This window comes from Pseudomonas sp. B21-031 (assembly GCF_024748985.1).
Taxonomy (GTDB): domain Bacteria; phylum Pseudomonadota; class Gammaproteobacteria; order Pseudomonadales; family Pseudomonadaceae; genus Aquipseudomonas; species Aquipseudomonas kermanshahensis.
Genome location: NZ_CP087181.1, coordinates 5,932,822 through 5,953,741, shown reverse-complemented (window position 1 = coordinate 5,953,741; position 20,920 = coordinate 5,932,822). Strand labels below are relative to the sequence as shown.

Here is a 20,920-nt window from a genome sequence, read left to right as displayed (position 1 = left end):
GAACACATTCAAACGCGCCTCAAAGGAATGACTGATGCCTGCTGTCCCCCCTTCTTACTTCGCTGCCGCCGTCGTTCTGACCGGTAGTGCACGATATTCCGCAAGTCAGCCCAACGCCTAGCCATCGCCTATAGGCCACGCCTGCATTAGCCCGCGAGGTTTGTATGGAACTGTCTGAAATTTCTCCAGTCTGGGTGTGCTCAAGGCCAAAGCACTTCTTCAATCATCTGTAAGGTTGTCCACATGAAAGCTCTTCGTAATTGCCTCTTCGCCGCGCTGCCTTTCGTAGCCCTTTCGGGTTGCGCGAATTTTGAGCAAACAATGCAGGAAATTCAGAAGGCGACCGCGCCAGTTGCTATCGATCAAAGCCTTGCAGAAATCTGCCGTGTCACGAAAGAAAACAAGGTTCGTGCAAACAGCCTGTACCGCGGCAAGACCTTCTCCACCAACGGTGAAGTCGCCATGATCAATCAAGGGCTCGAGGCGTATCGGGTAGTGCTGAGCGTTGGCGACGTGGATATCCACGCTGAATCGACCAACACCAGCATGGTCAATGCGCTTTCCGTTGGGAAAAAATCGAATGTTTCCGGTGTCGTGACACTGGTCGACTACGACTACAAGAACTGCCACATCTCGCTCAAGAACGCGACGTTCTAAAGGTGATGCCAGGCTGCGGCGCTCTTGTTTTCAGAGCGCTGCGGCATAGCCTGCGGACCATCCGCTCGTCCCTGTCACCATCAGTCGGCAAAGCGGCAAGCGGTGGGCGTCCTTTCCCACAGCGCAATACGAGCTGAGCGCGACGTCAGATCTGCATCGCCATCCCTTCCACATTCATCGCCGCCTGGCGCAACGCCTCGGAGCGGGTCGGGTGCGGGTGGCAGGTGAGGGCGATGTCCTCTGCCGACGCCGAGAACTCCATGGCCACGCAGAATTCACCGATCATCTCACTGACACTCGGGCCCACCAGGTGCACGCCCAGTACCTCGTCGGTGTTGGCATCGGCGAGTACCTTGGCGAACCCTTCGGTCTCGTGGTTGATCTTGGCGCGGCTGTTGGCGGTGAAGGGGAACTTGCCCACCTTGTAGGCGCGGCCTTCTGCCTTGAGCTGTTCTTCGGTCTTGCCGACGCTGGCCAGTTCGGGGCGGGTATAAATGACACCGGGGATCAGGTTGTAGTTGACCTCATGGGCCTTGCCGGCGATGCGCTCGATGCACGACACCGCTTCGTCTTCGGCCTTGTGCGCCAGCATCGGGCCTGAGGTGACATCGCCGATCACCCAAATGCCAGGCACCGAGCTGCGGTGATGCTCGTTGCTGAGCATGCCGCGTTTGTCGGTCGCCAGGCCTACGCTTTCCAGATTAAGGCCCTGGGTGTAGGGGCGGCGACCGATGGCCACCAGCACGTAGTCGGCCTGCAAGGTTTGTGCGTCGCCACCGGCGGCGGGCTCCAACGTCAGGCTGACGCCATCAGCCGACGAGGTGGCCTGGGTGACTTTGCTGCCGAGCTTGAAGCTCATGCCTTGCTTGGCCAAGGCCTTCTGCAAGGTCTTGGCGGTTTCTTCATCGGTGCCCGGGCAGATGCGGTCGAGGTATTCGATGACCGTCACTTCGCTGCCCAGGCGGCGCCATACCGAACCCAGCTCGAGGCCGATAACGCCAGCGCCGATGACGATCAGGTGCTTGGGCACCTGGGGCAGGGACAGGGCACCGGTCGAATCGATAATGCGCTGATTGTCGATGGTCACGCCTGGCAGGGGCGTGGGCTCGGAACCGGTGGCAATGACGATGTCCTTGGCGTGAAGGGTGCTTTCGCTGCCGTCCTCGGCCTTGACCACGACTTTGCCAATGCCATCCAGACGCCCCCAACCCTTGACCCAGTCGACCTTGTTCTTGCGGAACAAGTACTCGATGCCCTTGGTCAGGCCGGTAACGCTCTCGTCCTTCTGCTTCATCATCTGGGCGAGGTTCAGGGTGGGCTTCACTTCGATACCGAGGTGGGCGAACTCCTCGCCGCTGGCGGCCTCGTACAGCTCGGATGCATGCAGCAGCGCCTTGGACGGCATGCAGCCGACATTGAGGCAGGTGCCGCCCAAGGTCGAGCGGCCTTCCACACAGGCAACAGTCAGGCCCAGCTGGCCTGCTCGGATTGCCGCGTTGTAGCCGCCAGGGCCACCGCCGATGATCACCACGTCATAGGATTTCATGGGTTCAACTCCAGGATGAAGAAGCGCGAGAGGGGCACAAGGTTAGTCTGTGCGCTTAAAGTTGTATACAATCTGCGTGTCTTTCATGTCTGTTTGTTCTAGACCATCGTCGTGTAAAGCCCAAAATCGGCACCAATGAACTACCCTGATCCGGAGGCGTCCGAAATTATGAGGCGTGACGCCCCGTTACCTGAAGGGAGGGTCATTGATGCTTGCGCAACTTCCACCTGCGTTGCAGAGCCTGCACTTACCTTTGCGTCTGAAGTTGTGGGACGGCAACCAGTTCGATCTTGGGCCCAGCCCGCAAGTCACGATCCTGATCAAGGAGCCTCAATTGATCAGCCAGCTGACCCACCCGAGCTTGAACGAGCTGGGTGAGGCTTTCGTTGAAGGCAAGCTGGAGCTTGAAGGCGATATCGGCGAGGTCATTCGGGTATGCGACGAACTCAGCGAGGCGCTGCTGAGTGACGACGAGGACGCTGTTCCACAGCGTACCGCCCATGACAAGCACACCGACGCCGAAGCCATTTCCTACCACTACGACCTGTCCAACGCGTTCTATCAGCTGTGGCTGGACCCGGACATGGCTTACTCCTGTGGCTATTTCCGTGAGCCGGACAACACCCTCGCCCAGGCCCAGCAGGACAAGTTCGATCACCTGTGCCGCAAGTTGCGCCTGCAAGCCGGGGACTACCTGCTGGACGTCGGCTGTGGCTGGGGTGGCCTGTCACGCTTCGCCGCGCGCGAATACGGTGCCAAGGTTTTTGGCATTACCTTGAGCAAGGAGCAACTCAAGCTGGGCCGTCAGCGGGTGAAGGAGGAGGGGCTGGCCGATCAGGTCGACCTGCAGATCCTCGACTACCGTGACCTTCCCCAGGATGGGCGTTTCGACAAGGTGGTCAGTGTTGGCATGTTCGAACACGTGGGGCATGCCAACCTGTCGTTGTATTGCCAGAAGCTGTTCGGTGCCGTGCGCGAAGGTGGCCTGGTGATGAACCATGGCATCACCGCCAAGCATGTGGATGGCCGGCCGGTAGGGCGAGGGGCAGGGGAGTTCATCGACCGTTACGTATTCCCCCATGGCGAGCTACCCCACCTGTCGATGATCAGTGCGAGCATCTGTGAAACAGGGCTCGAGGTGGTCGATGTGGAAAGCCTTCGTCTGCATTACGCCAAGACCTTGCACCACTGGAGCGAAAACCTGGAGAACCAGCTGCACCGCGCCGCGGCCATGGTGCCGGAAAAGACCCTGCGTATCTGGCGGCTATACCTGGCCGGTTGTGCCTATGCCTTCGAGAAGGGCTGGATCAACCTGCACCAGATTTTGGCTGTGAAGCCCTATGCCGATGGTCACCATGACCTGCCTTGGACGCGCGAGGACCTTTACCGCTGAACGTCCAAGTTTTGTAGGAGCAGCCTTGTGCTGCGAAGAGGCCGGTGCAAACACCATCGATTGAGGGTGCCTGCACCGGCCTTTTCGCAGCACAAGGCTGCTCCTACAGAGAATGAGTAAACTTGAAACTCACCTTAAAGAATCGGCGAGATCAACCGGGCTATTCGCATCCCAAGCTGCTGCAGCCGATGCGTATCGAGACTGTCCTCTGGGGTGATTTCCCGGGCTTGATCAAAGTCACGAAGCAGCATCTGTTCGACCTGGTCGGCGAACACGCGGTCGACGGTCAGCAAGGTGATTTCAAAGTTCAGGCGGAACGAACGGTTATCCAGGTTCGCACTGCCGATCGCGCTGACCTCGTCATCTACCAGCACCACCTTCTGGTGCAGAAAGCCTGGCAAGTAACGGAACATCCGCACTCCGGCACGCACCGCTTCGAAGGCAAACAGGCTGGAGGCGGCGTAGACGATCCGGTGGTCGGGGCGTGATGGAATGAGGATGCGCACATCTACACCGCGTAGAACGGCCAGACGCAACGCGGCAAAAATGGCCTCGTCCGGGATGAAGTAGGGGCTGGTGATCCACACCCGGCGTGTCGCCGAATGGATCGCTTCGAGGAAGAACAGCGAGCAGGTTTCCTGCGGGTCTGCCGGCCCGCTGGCGAGGGCTTGGCACAGTACGCCGTTCTCCGGGTAGGTATCGGGCAGGATCAACGGCGGCAGCTGGCGGGTCGCCCAGTACCAGTCTTCGGCGAACGACTCCTGCAAACAGGCCAGTACCGGGCCACCGATCTGCACATGGGTATCGCGCCAGGGCGACAGTTGCGGGTGCTCACCCAAGTACTCGTCACCCACGTTGTGCCCGCCGATGAAACCCGTCAGGCCATCCACCACCACGATCTTGCGGTGGTTGCGGAAGTTGACCTGAAAGCGATTGAACCAACCACGGCGTGTCGCGAAGGCATGAATCTCCACGCCACCGTCACGCAGTACCTGGCTGTAGCTGGCCGGCAAGGCATGGCTGCCGACACGGTCATACAGCACGAAAACCTTCACGCCTTCAGCCGCTTTGCGCAACAGCAACTGCTGCAGTGCCTTGCCCAAGGTGTCGTCGTGGATGATGAAGAACTGTACCAGCACCACTTCGCGGGCTTGATGGATGGCGGCGAAGATGGCATCGAAAGTCGCCTTGCCGTCGATCAACAGCTTTACCTGGTTGTTCGCCAGGCAAGGCATGCGCCCAAGTTTGGGCATGGCGCGCAGGGCGGCATAGCTTTCCGACTCGCGGGCGGTGAGGGCCTCTTCTACCCAGGGGCGCCAGTTCAGGTTGGCCATGGCCACGTGCATTTCCTGGTTGGCCTGGCGCCGTGCCTTGATGTAGGCGTAGAAGGAGCGGGCACCGAAGATCAGGTAGGGGATGAGCGTCAGGTAGGGAATGAAGACCAGGGGCATGGCCCAGGCAATCGCACCTTGGGCGGTGCGCACGGTGAACACTGCATGCAGTGCGGCGACAATGCCCAACAGGTGAATCAGGCCGAGCACATAACCGAAGAAGTAGGGGCTGTGGTAATCCATATGCATCCTGCTTGCCGAGTACACTGTGGGTAACAGAACACGTCCAGGTGCGGCTTGCAACCTGCAGCTGGATTTGGCGTCTAAGCCTCAGCCCGGCCCGTTGGCCGGTTTTTTCCAGGAGCGTTCGTCCATGAAGATTCGTCTGCCACTGTTGGCGTTGGCCCTTGGCCTGAGCAGCCCATTGGTGCATGCACAGATGTTGCAGCCCGGCTTGTGGGAGCTGACCACCAGCAACATGCAGGTCGATGGCAAGCCGTTACCCGACATGGAGTTCATGCTCGGCCAGTTGAAAAACCTGCCGCCAGAGCAGCGCGCCATGATGGAAGGGGTGCTGGCCAAACAGGGTGTGACAGTGGGGGGCAAGGGTGTGCGCTCGTGCCTGACGCAAGAGCAGGTGGCCACCAACGATATCCCGCTGCAAGACCCGAAGTCGGGGTGCACGCAGAAGATTACCGACCGCACCGGTAATGTTTGGAAGTTCCAGTTCAGCTGTCCTAAGGCTCAAGGCAATGGGCAGGCTACCTTCCTCAGTGACAAGGAATTCACCACCCAGGTCAGCGGTACGTTCAACGCATCGGGTGTGCAGCAGCAAGGCAGCATGAACACCCGAGCCGTCTGGTTGGGCAATGATTGTGGCGCGGTCAAACCGCGCACGTGAGGTCCCATTGCCATTGGCTGGTGGCGACTGCGTCGTGAGCATGCAGGCTCTCTGCATGTTCCACGCGCAGCTTGAAAGCTGTGGCCCATTCTATTTGTCGCAACGATTGATGCAGTCGTCGTGCGGCGTCTTCGCAGAACATGAGGTTCTGCCCGTTGGCCAACGCGAACGCCTGTTCGTCCGCGCGCTTAACCGCCGTTTGCACGGCTGTTCCCAAACTGGCCTCGACACGGTCGATCAACTCGGTAATCGGCAGCGCTAGCAAATTACGCTTCAGGCGCACGTGAATTTTTGCGCTACTGCGTTGGCTATGGGGCGTCGCAACGATGCCCTGGCTGCTGCCCAGCCACTCCAACACGCTGTCTTTATCCAAGCGCCCCTCTGCAAAGTCCGCCTGAAACTGCTGCTGAATCAGCTGCCTTGCGAGTGCTGCCGAGCACGGGCACGTCGATGAATAAGGCACAGAAACAAATAGTTCCACGTGGAACACTTCACTTTCGATGCGGGCATCGAGGGTGATCGGATAGCTTTTCCAACCTGCCAATGGGCTGATCAAAGCTGGCCGCTTTAGCAGGTGCTCGAAGGTCAGGCGCAGATAGGCAGCGGAAGAGAGACCTTCATGGCTGCTCAGAAAATCTGCCAGTAGCTGACGAATCGCTAAGGGAGTGAGTGGTTGATGCTCCAGTGATTCCAATGCCAGGTACAGGCGCGACATGTGGATACCACGTGAGCTGCCGTCCACCAGGCTCACGCCCGCGTCGACAGTGGCAGCGGCTATGCGACCTTCGAATTGCACAGGCACGGCGATCCCGCACATACCTACCCAGTCGAGGGGCAAGGCGTGCTGTTGAGCTTGTGCGGCGATGTCGGGAAGCGTGAGTTGGGTCATGTGTGATTCCAAACGAAAAGATCAGCGGCAACCGCCAATCAAGCTGCAGTGCAGGTTGAAGCGCTGCCCACTGGAGCTGGACACCCGGTTCAACGTAGTCCAGCCGATACGGCGGCTATAACCCACCCAAGCCTCGCCGTCGCTGGCCAAGCCGGTGTAGAAGGTCAACCCACCATAGCGGCTGTTGGTTTGCGCCCACGAACGGCGGCTCACGTGCTCATAGCCACGCAGATAGAACGTGCTGCCTTCAGTGCGCACACTGTAGTAACTGCCCTTGCCATCCTGGCAGGCCAACAAGGTTGCGCTGCGGGTACACAGTGCCAACGGGTTGCTTTGTGGCATGGCTAACAGCGTTGTGGGCACGGCCAGCAACAGCATCAGCACAGCGCGTGACGGCTTCATTTTCATCTCCGGCGATCACTCTTCCGACGAGAACAGCTTGGCGAAATTGTATTGTTACTTTATAACATTATGCAATGCATCGTTTCGAATGCGTCTGCCTGAAGAGGTTTCGCCATGCCCAACCGTCTCCCCGTTACCGTGCTGTCCGGCTTTCTTGGCGCCGGCAAGAGCACCTTGCTCAACCATGTACTGCGTAACCGCGACAACCTGCGCGTCGCGGTGATCGTCAATGACATGAGTGAAATCAACATCGATGCCAGCGAGGTGCAACGCAACGTCAGCCTGAACCGCGCAGAAGAAAAACTCGTCGAGATGAGCAACGGATGCATCTGCTGCACGCTGCGCGAAGACCTGCTCGAGGAAGTGGCGCGGTTAGCCGAAGAGGGGCGCTTCGATTATTTGCTGATCGAGTCCACGGGTATATCCGAGCCGCTACCGGTGGCCGAGACGTTCACCTTTCGCGATGAGCAGGGCCGCAGCCTGTCCGACATGGCCCGGCTGGACACCATGGTCACGGTGGTCGATGGCCTCAACTTCATGCGCGACTACCAGGCAGCGGACAGCCTGGCCAGCCGTGGCGAGACCTTGGGTGAAGACGATGAGCGTTCGATCAGCGACCTGCTGATCGAGCAGGTGGAGTTCGCCGACGTGTTGCTGTTGAGCAAGATCGACTTGATGAGCCAGCACGAACGTGAAGAGCTCACGGCCATTTTGCGCAGCCTCAACGCCAGGGCGCAGATTGTGCCCATGGTGATGGGTGAAGTACCGCTGGCGCGCATCCTCGACACGGGCCTGTTCGACTTCGACCAAGCCGCACAAGCCCCCGGCTGGCTGCAGGAGTTGCGTGGCGAGCATGTGCCGGAAACCGAAGAGTACGGCATTGCCGCCAGCACCTGGCAAGCGAGGCGCCCACTTCATCCACAACGCTTTTTCGACTTTATCCACAAGCCCTGGAGCAACGGTAGACTGCTGCGTTCGAAGGGTTTTTTCTGGCTGGCCAGCAAGTATCAGGAGGCCGGTAGCTGGTCTCAGGCAGGGGGCATGATGCGCCATGGCATGGCCGGGCGCTGGTGGCGATTCGTACCGCGTGAACAGTGGCCGCAGGATGTGGATAACGCCGAGGCGATACTGAAATACTGGACTGAGGAGGCGGGTGACTGCCGCCAGGAGTTGGTATTCATCGGGCAGAATATCGACTTCAAAAAGTTATCCACAGAGCTTGAAAGCTGCCTGTTGACGGATGCAGAAATGGAATTGGGCCCGATGGGTTGGTTGCGTCTGCCCGATCCATTCGGCCCTTGGCATGAAGAGGCGGCAGCATGAACCCTGCCCTCAGGCCTGTGGATATTTTTCAGGTGTTCGGTGATTCGCCCCAGGTGCTGACCGAGGTTCTGCAGGACGGCGTAAACCTGGCGGTATGGCGTAGGCGCTTGCCGGCCCAGCTGGAAGATTTTGCACAGTTGGTTATCAGCCTCGGCCAACCCTTGGCTGACCAGCGCGTAATCGATGTGGACGAACAGCAGATGCCGGCGTTGACCGGCCTGTTGCGCGAAGCTGCCGACTTGCAAGGCTATGAGAGCTTCGTCGCCGATGTCAGCTGGCTGCTGGCGGCCTATACCTGCCTGCTCGGTGCGCGCCGAGTGGGCCTGCGCCTGCGTGTGCTGCAAGGGCCGATGTGCCCGCGCTTCCATGTGGACCACGTGCCGGTGCGCTTGCTTACTAGCTATGCAGGCCCCGGTAGCGAGTGGCTGATAGAAGGCGCTGTGGATCGCCGCGAACTTCACGTCGCCGTGCCATCTGTGGATAACATTCAGTGCCTGCAGGCAGGCGAAGTGGCCCTGCTCAAAGGCGAAAAGTGGCAGGGCAACGAGGGCGCTGGGTTGGTTCATCGCTCCCCCTCCGGGCGCCAGGGGCGCTTGTTGCTCAGCCTTGACTGGCTGGCGTGACGGCGCATAGTGAGGCGAACCTCCAGCCTTAAGCCATGCCATGTTGCAAAACATACCTACCCACGTGATTGCCGGCCCACTGGGCGCCGGCAAGACCACGCTCATCCGTCATTTGCTGGCCCAGCGCCCGGCCGGTGAGCGTTGGGCCGTGTTGATCAATGAGTTCGGCCTGGTGGGGCTCGATGCCGCCTTGCTAAGCCGCGACGAGGACGGCATCGCCATCGGTGAGGTCGCTGGGGGCTGCCTGTGCTGCGTCAATGGCATGCCGTTCCAGGTGGGTTTGGGCCGGCTGTTGCGCAAGGCCCGACCTGATCGATTGTTCATCGAGCCCTCTGGTTTAGGCCATCCGTTGCAGTTGCTTGCTCAACTTCAGCAAGCGCCTTGGGTTGGAGTGCTGACAATCCAGCCACTTCTCATGGTTGTGGACGCTCAAAAAATGCTCCGCGACGAGCCGCTTCCGGAGGCTCAACTACATGCTTTCGAGGCCTGCAAGACAGTGGTTTTCAACAAATCCGAAGCTGTGGATGAATATCATAGGTTGTTGATAACTAAGAAATTTCCACAAAAAGATATTCTTTGGACAAGCCAGGGGATGCTGTCCATTTCGCGGCTTCCGATTTCATCCACAGGGGGTATTTCGGCGTCAGATGTGGATAACAGGATTGTCGACAATCTGGTGAATACGCCTGCAACCCTATGGAATAAGCCCAATGAGCCAATCTGCAGTGCGCAGCAAGGGGAGGGAGGTTGGAGTATTGGCTGGCGCTGGCATCCCAGCCAGCAATTTTATCCACAACGCTTATTAGCGTTTTTGCACGCCTGGCCGTGGCGCCGTGCCAAGGGAGTTATCCACACAGGGCAAGGCTGGCAGTCTTTCAATGGGCTGGACGGGGTGCTGCCGCAGTGGCAGCCGAGCGACTGGCGCAGGGATACGCGCATCGAGCTGATTTTTGATCACGCTCAACCGCAGCCGGCCCTGGAGGCCGGCTTGAAGGAATGCCTTATGCGTTGATCAGCGCCAGCGGTTGTGCTCTTGGCGCCACTGCTGCATCTCGATCACATTGTCAGTGCGCGGTGGCGTCTTGATCTCGAACGGGTAGGGCGCTAGTTCGATCTGCACGCTGTGGGCGCCGAACTGGGTGACGGTGCCGGGGTGACGCTGCTCACCCGTCACGGTGAACTCGAAGGCATAGATGCGCGCCAGGCGCTTTTTGCCGTTGGCGTCACGGACAAAGGCGATGCGCTTGAGCGCAACGGCATCGTCGAGCAGTTCGAGGTCGAGCTTGGCGCAATGCTGCTTGACCCGCTCCAAGGCTTTCTCGCGCAACCCATGGTTGTGCCACAACCAAGCGCCTGCCGTGGCGACCAGCATCAGGACGAAGAGATTCTCCAGGGTCAACATTTGCGTATGCTCCAAACAGGTCGAACCAGCTTAACTGCGTCCCTGGCCTGTCGTACAGGTGGCAATCGAGTTCATACTGCGCTGCGCACAATCCTTGAAACAGCTTTGGAAATCTCCCGCATGAAACGTACCCCGCACCTGCTCGCCATCCAGTCACATGTGGTGTTCGGCCACGCCGGCAACAGCGCCGCGGTGTTTCCCATGCAGCGTATTGGGGTCAATGTCTGGCCGCTCAATACCGTGCAGTTTTCCAATCATACTCAGTATGGCCAGTGGGCAGGCGACGTGCTTGCTCCAGCGCAAATTCCTGCGTTGGTGGAAGGCATTTCCAACATCGGCGAGCTGGGCCACTGCGATGCGGTGCTTTCTGGCTACCTGGGCAGTGCCGAACAGGGGCGGGCGATCCTGGCGGGGGTCGAGCGCATCAAGGGTGTGAACCCCAAAGCGCTGTACCTGTGCGACCCGGTCATGGGCCACCCCGAGAAAGGCTGCATCGTGCCGCAGGAAGTGAGCGAGTTTCTGCTTGAAGAAGCGGCCGCCCGGGCCGACATCCTTTGCCCTAATCAGCTGGAGCTGGACAGTTTTTGTGGCCGCCGTGCGCAGTCGCTGGAAGATTGCGTGCAGATGGCGCGCAGCCTGCTCGCGCGTGGGCCGAAAGTAGTGGTGGTCAAGCACCTGGGGTATCCCGGGCGCGCCGAGGACCAGTTCGAGATGCTGTTGGTGACCGCCGAAGACAGCTGGCACCTGCGCCGCCCGCTGCTGGCTTTTCCGCGTCAGCCAGTGGGCGTGGGCGACCTGACGTCTGGCCTGTTCCTGGCCCGTGTGCTGCTTGGCGACACGTGGCTGCAGGCATTCGAGTTCACGGCCTCGGCAGTGCATGAAGTGCTGCTCGAAACCCAGGCCTGTGCCAGCTACGAACTGCAGCTGGTGCGGGCCCAGGATCGTATCGCCCACCCGCGCGTGCGCTTCGAAGCGCAGCGCCTGGCGCTTTAAACGGCGTCGGTCTTGAGGTCCTGGTAACGCTTTTCCAGCTCCTGGCGGATTTGCCGGCGTTGCTGGCCCTGCAGGAACCGGCGCTTCTCCTCGCTGCTGTGCGGTTGGCGCGGCGGCACCGCTACCGGGCGGCGGTTGTCATCGACCGCCACCATGGTGAAAAAGCAGCTGTTGGAATGGCGCACCGAGCGTTCCCGGATGTTTTCGGTCACCACCTTGATGCCCACCTCCATCGAGGTGTTGCCGGTGTAGTTGACCGATGCGAGGAACGTCACCAGTTCACCCACGTGCACGGGTTCACGGAAGATCACCTGGTCGACCGACAGGGTCACCACGTAGCTGCCAGCGTAGCGGCTTGCACAGGCATAGGCGACTTCGTCCAGGTACTTGAGCAAGGTGCCGCCATGCACGTTGCCGGAGAAGTTGGCCATGTCCGGGGTCATCAGGACGGTCATGCTCAGCTGGGCGTTTCCAGGTTCCATAGTGTGCTCACGGTGAGGTTGCGCTGAATCGGGGCGGGTATCTGCTGACACGTTCTGTTTCCCCTCTTTGAGTTTGCCTGCCTGGTACGGGACGTTGGCTGATGCGCCATGGTCACGCTGATCACGCCATCGGCGGCGGTTAACCTGCCGATCTGTTTCTACATATTGCACCGGCGTTATGCGGCGGGGTGCGATGTTAACCTGAGTACGCCCATGCAACATGGGCTTTCCTGCATTCAATACAGTATGTACTTGCTGCTCGCTCGGTTTGCCTTGGCAGAGGAGCGGTCTGCCCGGGCATTCGATAAAAGGAGTATCGCGCCATGCATGCCATCAGCTTCATCCAGGACCTGGCAGTGATCATGCTGGTTGCCGGGGTGGTCACGATTCTCTTCCACCGCCTCAAGCAACCCGTCGTGTTGGGCTATATCGTCGCCGGCTTCATCATCGGCCCACACACACCGCCGTTTGGCCTGATACACGATGAAGACACCATCAAGACCCTCGCCGAACTCGGGGTGATCTTCCTGATGTTCTGCTTGGGGCTCGAGTTCAGCCTGCGCAAGCTGTTCAAGGTCGGCGCCACAGCGTTCATCGCGGCGTTCCTGGAAATCGTGCTGATGATCTGGATCGGGTTCGAGATCGGTCGCTGGTTCGATTGGAATACCATGGATTCGTTGTTCCTCGGCGCTATCCTGGCGATCTCCTCGACCACCATCATCGTCAAAGCGCTCAACGACCTGAAGATGAAGAACGAGCGCTTCGCTCAACTGATATTCGGCGTGCTGATCGTCGAGGATATCCTCGGTATCGGCATCATCGCCTTGCTCTCGGGCATCGCCGTCAGCGGCACGGTCAGCTCTGGCGAGGTGTTTTCCACGGTCGGCAAGTTGTCGCTGTTCATGATTGTCGCGCTGGTCATCGGCATCTTGCTGGTGCCACGGCTGTTGGCCTATGTGGCGAAATTCGAAAGCAACGAGATGTTGCTGATTACCGTGTTGGGCCTGTGTTTCGGGTTCTGCCTGCTGGTGGTGAAGCTGGAATACAGCATGGTCTTGGGCGCCTTCCTGATTGGCGCGATCATGGCCGAGTCGCGCCAGCTGCTTAAAATCGAGCAACTGATCGAGCCGGTACGTGACCTGTTCAGCGCCATTTTCTTTGTCGCCATCGGCTTGATGATCGACCCTCAGGTACTGATCGACTACGCCTGGCCGATCGTGGTCATTACCTTGGCGGTGGTGCTGGGCAAGATGTTGTCCTGTGGCATGGGGGCGTTTATCGCGGGCAATGATGGCCGCACTTCATTGCGTGTCGGCATGGGGCTTTCGCAGATCGGCGAGTTTTCGTTCATCATCGCCGCGCTGGGCATGACCCTGCAGGTCACCAGCGATTTCCTTTATCCGGTGGCGGTTGCTGTTTCGGCCATTACCACACTGCTGACGCCTTACCTGATCCGTGCGGCCGACCCCCTGTCATTGAAGCTGGGTAAGGTGGTGCCGAGCCGTCTGGCGCGTGTGCTGTCGCTGTATGGCGAATGGTTGCGCAACATTCAGCCGCAAGGTGAGGGTGCCATGCTGGCGGCCATGATCCGCCGCATCCTGTTGCAGGTTGGCGTGAACCTGGCGCTGGTGATTGCCATCTTCTTCAGCGGTGGTTACTTCGCTGGGCGCATTGGCAACTGGCTCAGTGAGTGGTTCACCGATGTCAGCCAGCAAAAGGCGGTGATCTGGGGGGCGGCATTGCTGCTGTCGTTGCCGTTCCTGATTGCGGCGTATCGCAAGCTCAAGGCGCTGTCGATGCTGCTGGCGGAAATGGGCGTTAAGCCTGAAATGGCGGGGCGTCACACCCAGCGTGTGCGGCGTGTGATTGCCGAGGTAATCCCGCTGCTGTCGCTGCTGGTGATCTTCCTGCTGTTGTCGGCGCTGTCGGCCAGCATCCTGCCCACCAGTGAACTGCTATTGGTCATTGCGGTGGTGGCGGCAGTGGTGGTGGCTTTGCTGTGGCGTTGGTTTATCCGCGTGCACACGCGCATGCAGATTGCCTTGCTGGAGACGCTGGAGAACAGCCGCGAGAATTCGCACTGAGGAGGTAATGCTCCCTGCGCAAGATTTCACCGTCGTCCGAGGGGATGGAGCGGTAGCGATGTCGCCAGGCGCAGAAAGCCTGGCGATTTTAATCGCATTAATGGCTTTGAGCCATTATTTTTCCTGGCGATATTTCTGATGCTCTTGTAGGAATAATCAGCTTTCCAGCCAGACGTCCCGCGCCCAGTGCCAGACCGATTCCCAGCTGTCTTCAAGGACGATTTCTTCTTCGGCGTTCCACAGCACGACAGTGCCGTCTTCTTCCACGCAGTAATAGTTATCACCGTCCTGGCAGATCGGGATCAGCTCGCGCGGCACGCCGGCATCCCAGGCATTGGATGCAACATCCGGCAGGTAGGTATGCGACTGCGGATCGGTGACGGTCACGGGTTCCAGCGAGCCGTAGACCACATCACTGACGGTCAGCAGGAACTCCTTGAACACGAAGGGAATGTTGATGAACAGCTGCTCTTCGATTTCTACCAGCTGATCTTCATCGGGAAGCTCCAAGGGTACCGGTACCGGTTCATTGGCTTCACGGAGTTGTTCAATCACTTCTTCCACGGTTCACTTCCTCTTACCTGATGACAACGCTGCGCGTTATACCCTAGTAGCCCAGTGTGGCAAAAGCAAAAACCCCGGGACAAGGCCCGGGGTTTTTGTAGTGCGCCAGTCGGTTAGCCGTTTTGACGGATACCGGCGACCAGCCAAGGCTGGTTCTCGCCCTGGGCGCGAACCATGTGCCAGCTTTCGCTGAACACTTCGCCCTGGTCGAAGCGCGAGGTCTTCGACACGCCACGGAAGGTCAGGGTGGCGTCGGTACGGTCGGCGCGGTCGTCTACACCGTCCAACTGCACTTCGAGGTTGTCGATGTAGGTGGCCTGGAAGCCATCACCCAACTCGGCACGTTCGCGCTTGAGGAACTCGAGCATCTGCGGCGTGACGAACTCGGCGATCTTGTCCATCTCGTTGGCATCCCAGTGCTGCTGCAGAGACTGGAAGTGGCTTTGCGCGGCAGCCAGGAAGCTCTGCTCGTTGAACCAGGCCGGTGCGTTGATCACCGGAGCGGCTGCAGCGGCAGGTGCGGCCGAACCACCGAAGACCGACGGCTGGGCAGGCTGTGCGTGGGCTTCACGCTGGAACGGCGCGTGGCCCGGTGCGGCCATTTGCGGCTGCTGCTGGCGGCGACGCGCGGCAATGAAGCGGAACACCAGGAACGCAATCAGGCCCATGATCAGGAAGTCCATGATCTGCATGCCCTGGAAGCCGTCACCCATGAACATGGAGGCCAGCAGGCCACCGGCGGCGAGGCCGGCCAGTGGGCCCAGCCAGCGCGAAGCACCGCTGGCGGCAGCCGGTGCACGGCCTGGCGCAGTCGGCGCGGCGGCAGGCGTGGTTGGCGTGGCCTGACGGGTCTGGTGAATAGGCGCGGAGCCCGAGCTCTTGCCGCCGCCGAACCGCTTGGCGTTGGCGTCCAGGCTCAGCGTCAAGCCGACGCAGAGCGCCAGAGCGATGCTAAGAAAACGTTGCATAAGTGGGATATCCCCTGTTGTGGATTGCACGCGCGTCATGGTGCACAGGTTCCCGGGCACATGACCAGCGACATAATGTTTCGAGCTTTTGCCTGAATGTTACAAGGCGGTGCCTACACCGCCTCGAGCTTGGCGTACCCCAGCATCAGCCACTTGCTGCCTTCGGCAAAATTCACCTGCACACGTGCCTGGGCGCCAGAACCTTCGAAGTTGAGGATCACCCCTTCGCCGAACACCGCATGCTGCACCCGCTGGCCGAGATTGAACGCGGTCTGCGGAATATTGGCATTGGCGAACAGGTTGCTGGTGGTGGCCTTCGCCCCGCCGAATGGGCGGCTGACGCTGTTGGACAGGCGCACTTCCTGGACCAGGCCTGCCGGAATTTCGCGTACGAAACGCGACACCTTGTTGTAGGTCTCGCTGCCATACAGGCGACGTGTCTCGGCGTAGGTCATGACCAGCTGGCGCATGGCGCGGGTAATGCCCACGTAGGCCAGGCGGCGTTCCTCTTCAAGGCGGCCAGGCTCTTCCAGGCTCATCTTGTGCGGGAACAGGCCTTCTTCCATGCCCACCAGGAACACGTAGGGGAATTCCAGGCCTTTGGCGCTGTGCAAGGTCATCAGCTGAATGCTGTCTTCATGCTCGTCGGCCTGGGTATCGCCTGCTTCGAGCGATGCGTGGCCAAGGAAGGCGGAGAGCGGCGAGAGGTCGGCGTCTTCGTCGCTGGACTCGAAGTTGCGCGCAGCGCTGACCAGTTCCTCAAGGTTTTCTACCCGTGCCTGGCCCTTTTCACCCTTTTCTTCCTGGTGATAGAGGATCAGGCCGGACTGTTCGATGGTGACCTGGGTCATGGTATGCAGTGGCATGTCCACAACCTTGGCGGCCAAGCCCTCGATCAACTCGATGAACGCACCCAGGGCGCTGGCGGCGCGGCCCTTGAGGGCTTTGGCGGCGATCAATTGGCACATCGCCTCCCACATCGATAGCTGGCTGTGGCGGGCGTGGTCGCGGATGGCTTCGACGGTTTTTTCGCCGATACCGCGCGGTGGCACGTTGATGACCCGCTCCAGCGCTGCATCGTTGCCACGGCCTTCGAGCAGCCGCAGGTAGGCCATGGCGTTCTTGATTTCGGCACGTTCGAAGAAGCGCTGGCCGCCGTAGATGCGGTACGGAATGCGTTCGCGCAGCAGGGCTTCTTCCAGCACCCGCGACTGGGCGTTGGAGCGGTACAGAATGGCGATTTCGTTGCGCGTATTGCCTTGTTTGATCAGGCTCTCGATGGTTTCCACCACGTAGCGCGCTTCATCGTGTTCGTTGTAGGCCGCGTACAGGGTCAGCGGTTCGCCTTCGCCCATGTCGGTCCACAGCTCTTTGCCCAGGCGCCCGCTGTTGTTGGCGATCAAGGCGTTGGCTGCCTTGAGGATGCCGCCGGTCGAGCGGTAGTTCTGCTCCAGGCGGATCATCTCGGCGTCGGGGAAGTCGGCCGTGTATTGGTGGATGTTTTCGATCTTGGCGCCGCGCCAGCCGTAGATTGACTGGTCGTCGTCACCCACCGCCATCAGGCTGTCGCCACCGCGCGCGAGCAGGCGCAACCAGGCGTACTGCACGGCGTTGGTGTCCTGGAACTCGTCCACCAGCACATGGCGGAAGCGCCGCTGGTAATGCTCCAGCAGGCCAGGGTGATCGCGCCACAGGTCCAGGGCACGCAGCAGCAGCTCAGAGAAATCGATGACCCCGGCGCGCTCGCAGGCCTGTTCGTAGGCGGTATAGACGTCGCGCATGGTCGACAGGAACAGGTCACCGCCGGCCTGGATATGCTGGGGGCGCAGGCCTTCGTCTTTCTGCCCGTTGATGAACCACTGCGCCTGGCGTGCCGGCCACTTCTGCTCATCGAGGCCGAGCTCGCGCATCACCCGCTTGACCAGGCGCTGCTGGTCATCGCTGTCGAGAATCTGGAAGTTCTGCACCAGCCGGGCTTCCTGCCAGTGCGCGCGCAGCAGGCGATGGGCCAGGCCGTGGAACGTGCCCACCCACATGCCCGCCGGGTTTATCCCCAGCAACTGCTCGATCCGCTGGCGCATTTCTGCCGCGGCCTTGTTGGTGAAGGTCACCGACAAGATCGAGTGCGGCGAGGCCTGCTCGACCTGGATCAGCCAGGCGATGCGGTGCACCAGCACGCGGGTTTTACCGGAACCGGCGCCGGCAAGCACCAGTTGACGCCCGAGCGAGGCGGCTACGGCCTGGCGTTGGGCGTCATTGAGGGAGTTCAGCAGGAGGGAGAGGTCATCTGTGCGCATCGGGCCATTCTAGGGCGAGGCAAGGGATGGGGCAAACGTCTACTGTATAAATGTTCACCCTGCAGGCCCACCGTTCATCCGAGTGCCCGAGCAAGGGCCTGCCTTAAAGGCAGGCCGGGTGCTCAGTAGGTCACCATGATCTCGGTGATGCTGGTGATCAGGATGCCATCGTGAAAGATGTCTACCTTGGGGATGTTGCTGTGGTCGCCTGGCAGGTTGAAGCTCACCGGCTTTTGCGTGACCACCTGTGGATAAATGCCTTTGTCGGTTTCGAGCGTCAGTTCAAGTGCCAGCGCGAAGGACTTGTCTTGCATCTTGCGCAGGCTCAGGGTCGGGTGGATACCGGGGTGGCCAACCATGACGCTGCCGGATACGCGAAATGCGGTAGCGCCAGGCATGTTGTCCATTTGGGCAACCCAGCCATTGGTGTCGAGGGTCATGTTTCTGTTCTCCGAAGTCGCGCGACGAAGTGCCGCGTGAGCACAGGGTCATGCACCCACGAACAGCATCGCAGCCAGAAACAGTTCAGCTGTGCCAATGCCTGCCCTGGTGCGCCAGCAGGCTGTTGGCCTGCTCAGGCCCGTTACTGCCAGCCGCGTAGGGGCGTGGTGCCTGGAAGTGCTCCTCCCAACCCTTGATGATCGGGTCGATCCAGGCCCAGGCCGCTTCGACCTCATCGCGGCGCATGAACAGCGTCGAATCACCCTCCAAAATGTCCAGCAACAGGCGTTCATAGGCGTCCCAGCGGCGCGTCTGGCCAAATACCTGAGCCAGGTTCAGGTCAAGGTCGACCGGCTCCAGGCGCATGCCCTTGCCCGGGCTCTTGGTCATCATGCGCAAGCTGATACGTTCTTCAGGCTGCAACTGGATCAGTAGCTGGTTGACCTGGCCGCCGTTGAACAGCTCGTGGGGCACTGGCTTGAACTGGATGACGATCTGCGACGAGCGCCGCGCCATGCGTTTGCCGGTGCGCAGGTAAAAGGGCACGCCGGCCCAGCGCCAGTTGTCGATGTGGGCCTGCACGGCAACGAAGGTCTCGGTGTCGCTGTCGTTGTCCACGTCTTTTTCGAAGTAGTACGCCGGCACTTCCTGCCCGCCGATGCGCCCGGCGCCATATTGGCCACGTACGGTGGTGTCCTGTACGTCCTGGCCGGTGATCGGCTTCAGGGCACGTAGAATCTTCACTTTCTCGTCCCGCACCGCCTCGGCCTCGAACTGCGCCGGCGGCTCCATGGCTACCAGGCACAGCAACTGCAGCAGGTGGTTCTGCAGCATGTCGCGGGTCGCGCCGGCGCGGTCGTAGTAGCCGCCGCGGTTCTCTACACCCAGGGTTTCGCAGACGCTGATCTGCACATGGTCGACCTGGCTGTTGCGCCAGACCGGCTCCAGCAGGGCGTTGGCAAAGCGCAGGGCCATCAGGTTCTGCACGGTCTCCTTGCCCAGGTAGTGGTCGATACGAAACACCTGGGCTTCCTCGAACACCGCGCCAATCGCTTCATTGATGGCCGTGGCGGACGCCCGTGAATGGCCGATCGGTTTTTCCAGCACGATACGGGCCTCGGGGTCGGCCAGGCCGGCGATGCGCAGGTGGTTGGCGATGGGCACGAACAGGTTGGGGGCGGTGGCCAGGTAGAAGATCCGCGTCAGCCCGCCGGGCTCGCCGAGGTAGCGTGCCAGGCGGCCGAAGTCGGCGCTTTGCGCGGCGTCCATGGCGAAGTAGTCGAGCCGGGCGGAGAACCGCTGCCAGACCTCCTCGTCGAAGTCATTACGGGCAATTTGCGCCCGGCAGTGGCGCTCGGCGAGCTTCAGGTAGTCGTTACGTGGCAGGTTGCGCCGCGCCAGGGCGATGATCCGCACGGCGTTGTTCAGGCGAGCCTCGCGAAACAGGTGATAGAGCGCTGGAAGCAGTTTGTGCAGGGCCAGATCGCCGGTGCCACCGAAGACCAGAATGTCGCAAGGAATAGTCAAACCACCACTCTCCACGTTCGTTTAACTGGGCGGGTTGGCGCCCATGTAGTATAACTACAAGAAAGCTACATCCCGGCCAGCCGATCATAACCGAGTCCAGCCCGTGAATCTGTTGCAACATATCGCCCAATCGCGCCACCTGCTGCGCAAATCGGAACTGAAAGTGGCCGACCACGTGCTGCTAGACCCGGCTGCCGTCATGCACAGCTCGATGGCCGACCTGGCGCACAACGTGGGTATCAGTGAACCGACCATCGTGCGTTTCTGCCGGGCGATTGGCTGTTCAGGTTTCCAGGACCTCAAGTTGAAGCTGGCGCAGAGCCTGGCCGCCGGGGCCAGTTTCGGCCAGTTCGCGATCCATGAAGATGATTCGGTCGCCGATTACAGCCTGAAGATCTTCGACACTACCTTGCACACGCTGATGGAAGTGCGCGAGCACCTCGACCCGCAGGCGCTGCAGCAGGCCGTGAGTGCGATGGCGCAGGCGCAGCGTGTGGAGTTCTACGGTTTTGGCGCGTCCGGCGCGGTGGCTGCCGATGCCCAGCACAAATTCTTCCGCCTGCTGCTCAGTGCCGCCGCCTATTCCGACCCGCACATGCAGGCCATGTCGGCGGTCACCTTGAAGCCAGGCGATGTAGCGGTGTGCATTTCCCAGTCGGGCCGTTCCAAAGACCTGCTGATCACCGCCAACCTGGTGCGTGAAAGTGGTGCCAACCTGATCACCCTGTGCCCGAGCGCAACCCCGTTGGCGGAGCTGTCCACCGTCAACCTGGCGATCGACGTGCATGAAGACACCGAGATCTATACCCCGCTGACCTCCCGTATCGCGCACCTGGTGGTGATCGATGTGCTGGCCATGGGCGTTGCCATGGCGCGTGGGCCGAGCCTGGTCAACCACCTCAAGAGCGTGAAGCGCAGTTTGCGCAGCCTGCGGTTGTCGCCCAAGTCGATCAAGGCCACCGACGACTGACCCTCGCGATTACCTGCACGGCCCTTTGTAGAAGCAGCCTTGCGCTGCGAAGAGGCCGGTGAAAACGCCATGAATCTTCGCTGCTATCACTGGCCTCTTCGCAGCACAAGGCTGCTCCTACAGCGGG

General features: G+C 60.4%; 20 protein-coding genes. 9 read left to right on the top strand and 11 right to left on the bottom strand.

What is annotated here, in order from left to right; translation table 11 throughout:
* The first annotated feature begins 243 nt into the window (after positions 1 to 243).
* Positions 244 to 657: a hypothetical protein gene (locus tag LOY53_RS26570; RefSeq protein ID WP_081717437.1), complete on the top strand. Its 414-nt coding sequence runs from the start codon at positions 244 to 246 to the stop codon at positions 655 to 657.
* Positions 658 to 802: 145 nt separating this feature from the next.
* Here the strand turns inward: LOY53_RS26570 and lpdA are convergent, their stop codons facing one another.
* Positions 803 to 2,203 (bottom strand): dihydrolipoyl dehydrogenase, encoded by a 1,401-nt coding sequence (gene lpdA, locus LOY53_RS26565; RefSeq protein WP_252826288.1) that lies wholly within the window; start codon positions 2,201 to 2,203, stop codon positions 803 to 805.
* A 208-nt stretch (positions 2,204 to 2,411) separates the two neighbouring features.
* On the opposite strand from lpdA, the gene cfaB reads away from it, so the two are divergent.
* Positions 2,412 to 3,596: a C17 cyclopropane fatty acid synthase CfaB gene (gene cfaB, locus LOY53_RS26560; RefSeq protein WP_252826287.1), complete on the top strand. Its 1,185-nt coding sequence runs from the start codon at positions 2,412 to 2,414 to the stop codon at positions 3,594 to 3,596.
* A gap of 134 nt (positions 3,597 to 3,730) precedes the next feature.
* Here cfaB and cls read toward each other — a convergent pair whose 3' ends face one another.
* Positions 3,731 to 5,170 (bottom strand): cardiolipin synthase, encoded by a 1,440-nt coding sequence (cls, locus tag LOY53_RS26555; protein WP_258703452.1) that lies wholly within the window; start codon positions 5,168 to 5,170, stop codon positions 3,731 to 3,733.
* Positions 5,171 to 5,300: 130 nt separating this feature from the next.
* On the opposite strand from cls, the gene LOY53_RS26550 reads away from it, so the two are divergent.
* Positions 5,301 to 5,828: a DUF3617 domain-containing protein gene (locus LOY53_RS26550; protein WP_252826285.1), complete on the top strand. Its 528-nt coding sequence runs from the start codon at positions 5,301 to 5,303 to the stop codon at positions 5,826 to 5,828.
* Here the strand turns inward: LOY53_RS26550 and folE2 are convergent.
* Positions 5,812 to 6,717 (bottom strand): GTP cyclohydrolase FolE2, encoded by a 906-nt coding sequence (folE2, locus tag LOY53_RS26545; RefSeq protein ID WP_252826284.1) that lies wholly within the window; start codon positions 6,715 to 6,717, stop codon positions 5,812 to 5,814. The two genes, LOY53_RS26550 and folE2, sit on opposite strands and share 17 nt — an antisense overlap.
* Before the next feature lie 21 nt (positions 6,718 to 6,738).
* Positions 6,739 to 7,119: a glutamine synthetase gene (locus LOY53_RS26540; protein WP_099455754.1), complete on the bottom strand. Its 381-nt coding sequence runs from the start codon at positions 7,117 to 7,119 to the stop codon at positions 6,739 to 6,741.
* 114 nt (positions 7,120 to 7,233) lie between these two features.
* Between LOY53_RS26540 and zigA the strand changes: the two genes are divergently transcribed.
* The 3 genes from zigA to LOY53_RS26525 are packed head-to-tail and all read left to right on the top strand — an operon-like array spanning position 7,234 to position 10,077.
* A complete protein-coding gene (gene zigA, locus LOY53_RS26535; RefSeq protein WP_252826283.1) occupies positions 7,234 to 8,442 on the top strand; it encodes a zinc metallochaperone GTPase ZigA in 1,209 nt (402 codons plus the stop codon).
* A complete protein-coding gene (locus LOY53_RS26530; protein ID WP_258703451.1) occupies positions 8,439 to 9,065 on the top strand; it encodes a DUF1826 domain-containing protein in 627 nt (208 codons plus the stop codon). Before zigA ends, LOY53_RS26530 begins: the two co-directional genes overlap by 4 nt.
* Before the next feature lie 40 nt (positions 9,066 to 9,105).
* Complete coding sequence (locus LOY53_RS26525) at positions 9,106 to 10,077, top strand: GTP-binding protein (RefSeq protein WP_258703450.1); 972 nt, start codon at positions 9,106 to 9,108, stop codon at positions 10,075 to 10,077.
* Here the strand turns inward: LOY53_RS26525 and LOY53_RS26520 are convergent, their stop codons facing one another.
* Positions 10,078 to 10,467: a DUF3301 domain-containing protein gene (locus LOY53_RS26520; RefSeq protein ID WP_027592093.1), complete on the bottom strand. Its 390-nt coding sequence runs from the start codon at positions 10,465 to 10,467 to the stop codon at positions 10,078 to 10,080.
* Between the two features lie 120 nt (positions 10,468 to 10,587).
* Here LOY53_RS26520 and pdxY point away from each other — a divergent pair, with 120 nt between their 5' ends.
* Entirely contained in the window at positions 10,588 to 11,460 is an 873-nt protein-coding gene (gene pdxY, locus LOY53_RS26515) for a pyridoxal kinase PdxY (RefSeq protein WP_258703449.1), read from the top strand.
* On the opposite strand, the gene LOY53_RS26510 is transcribed toward pdxY, so the two are convergent.
* Positions 11,457 to 11,942, bottom strand: a complete 486-nt coding sequence (locus LOY53_RS26510) for an acyl-CoA thioesterase (RefSeq protein ID WP_027592095.1) — start codon at positions 11,940 to 11,942, stop codon at positions 11,457 to 11,459. The two genes, pdxY and LOY53_RS26510, sit on opposite strands and share 4 nt — an antisense overlap.
* A gap of 323 nt (positions 11,943 to 12,265) precedes the next feature.
* Here LOY53_RS26510 and LOY53_RS26505 point away from each other — a divergent pair, with 323 nt between their 5' ends.
* A complete protein-coding gene (locus LOY53_RS26505; protein ID WP_252826279.1) occupies positions 12,266 to 14,026 on the top strand; it encodes a cation:proton antiporter in 1,761 nt (586 codons plus the stop codon).
* A gap of 156 nt (positions 14,027 to 14,182) precedes the next feature.
* Here the strand turns inward: LOY53_RS26505 and LOY53_RS26500 are convergent, their stop codons facing one another.
* The 5 genes from LOY53_RS26500 to zwf form a co-directional block, all read right to left on the bottom strand.
* The gene (locus tag LOY53_RS26500) at positions 14,183 to 14,590 is read right to left on the bottom strand and encodes an SMI1/KNR4 family protein (protein ID WP_252826277.1); all 408 of its coding nucleotides are present in this window, start codon (positions 14,588 to 14,590) and stop codon (positions 14,183 to 14,185) included.
* A gap of 113 nt (positions 14,591 to 14,703) precedes the next feature.
* Positions 14,704 to 15,558, bottom strand: a complete 855-nt coding sequence (locus tag LOY53_RS26495; RefSeq protein WP_027592098.1) for a Tim44 domain-containing protein — start codon at positions 15,556 to 15,558, stop codon at positions 14,704 to 14,706.
* Between the two features lie 113 nt (positions 15,559 to 15,671).
* Positions 15,672 to 17,855 carry a DNA helicase II gene (gene uvrD / locus LOY53_RS26490; RefSeq protein ID WP_252826275.1) on the bottom strand — a complete coding sequence of 728 codons (2,184 nt, stop codon included), beginning with the start codon at positions 17,853 to 17,855 and terminating at the stop codon, positions 15,672 to 15,674.
* A 122-nt stretch (positions 17,856 to 17,977) separates the two neighbouring features.
* Positions 17,978 to 18,295 (bottom strand): hypothetical protein, encoded by a 318-nt coding sequence (locus LOY53_RS26485; protein ID WP_252826273.1) that lies wholly within the window; start codon positions 18,293 to 18,295, stop codon positions 17,978 to 17,980.
* Positions 18,296 to 18,380: 85 nt separating this feature from the next.
* A complete protein-coding gene (gene zwf / locus LOY53_RS26480) occupies positions 18,381 to 19,823 on the bottom strand; it encodes a glucose-6-phosphate dehydrogenase (RefSeq protein ID WP_099455746.1) in 1,443 nt (480 codons plus the stop codon).
* A 103-nt stretch (positions 19,824 to 19,926) separates the two neighbouring features.
* Here zwf and hexR point away from each other — a divergent pair, with 103 nt between their 5' ends.
* The gene (gene hexR / locus LOY53_RS26475) at positions 19,927 to 20,793 is read left to right on the top strand and encodes a transcriptional regulator HexR (RefSeq protein ID WP_027592102.1); all 867 of its coding nucleotides are present in this window, start codon (positions 19,927 to 19,929) and stop codon (positions 20,791 to 20,793) included.
* The last annotated feature ends 127 nt before the right edge of the window (positions 20,794 to 20,920 follow it).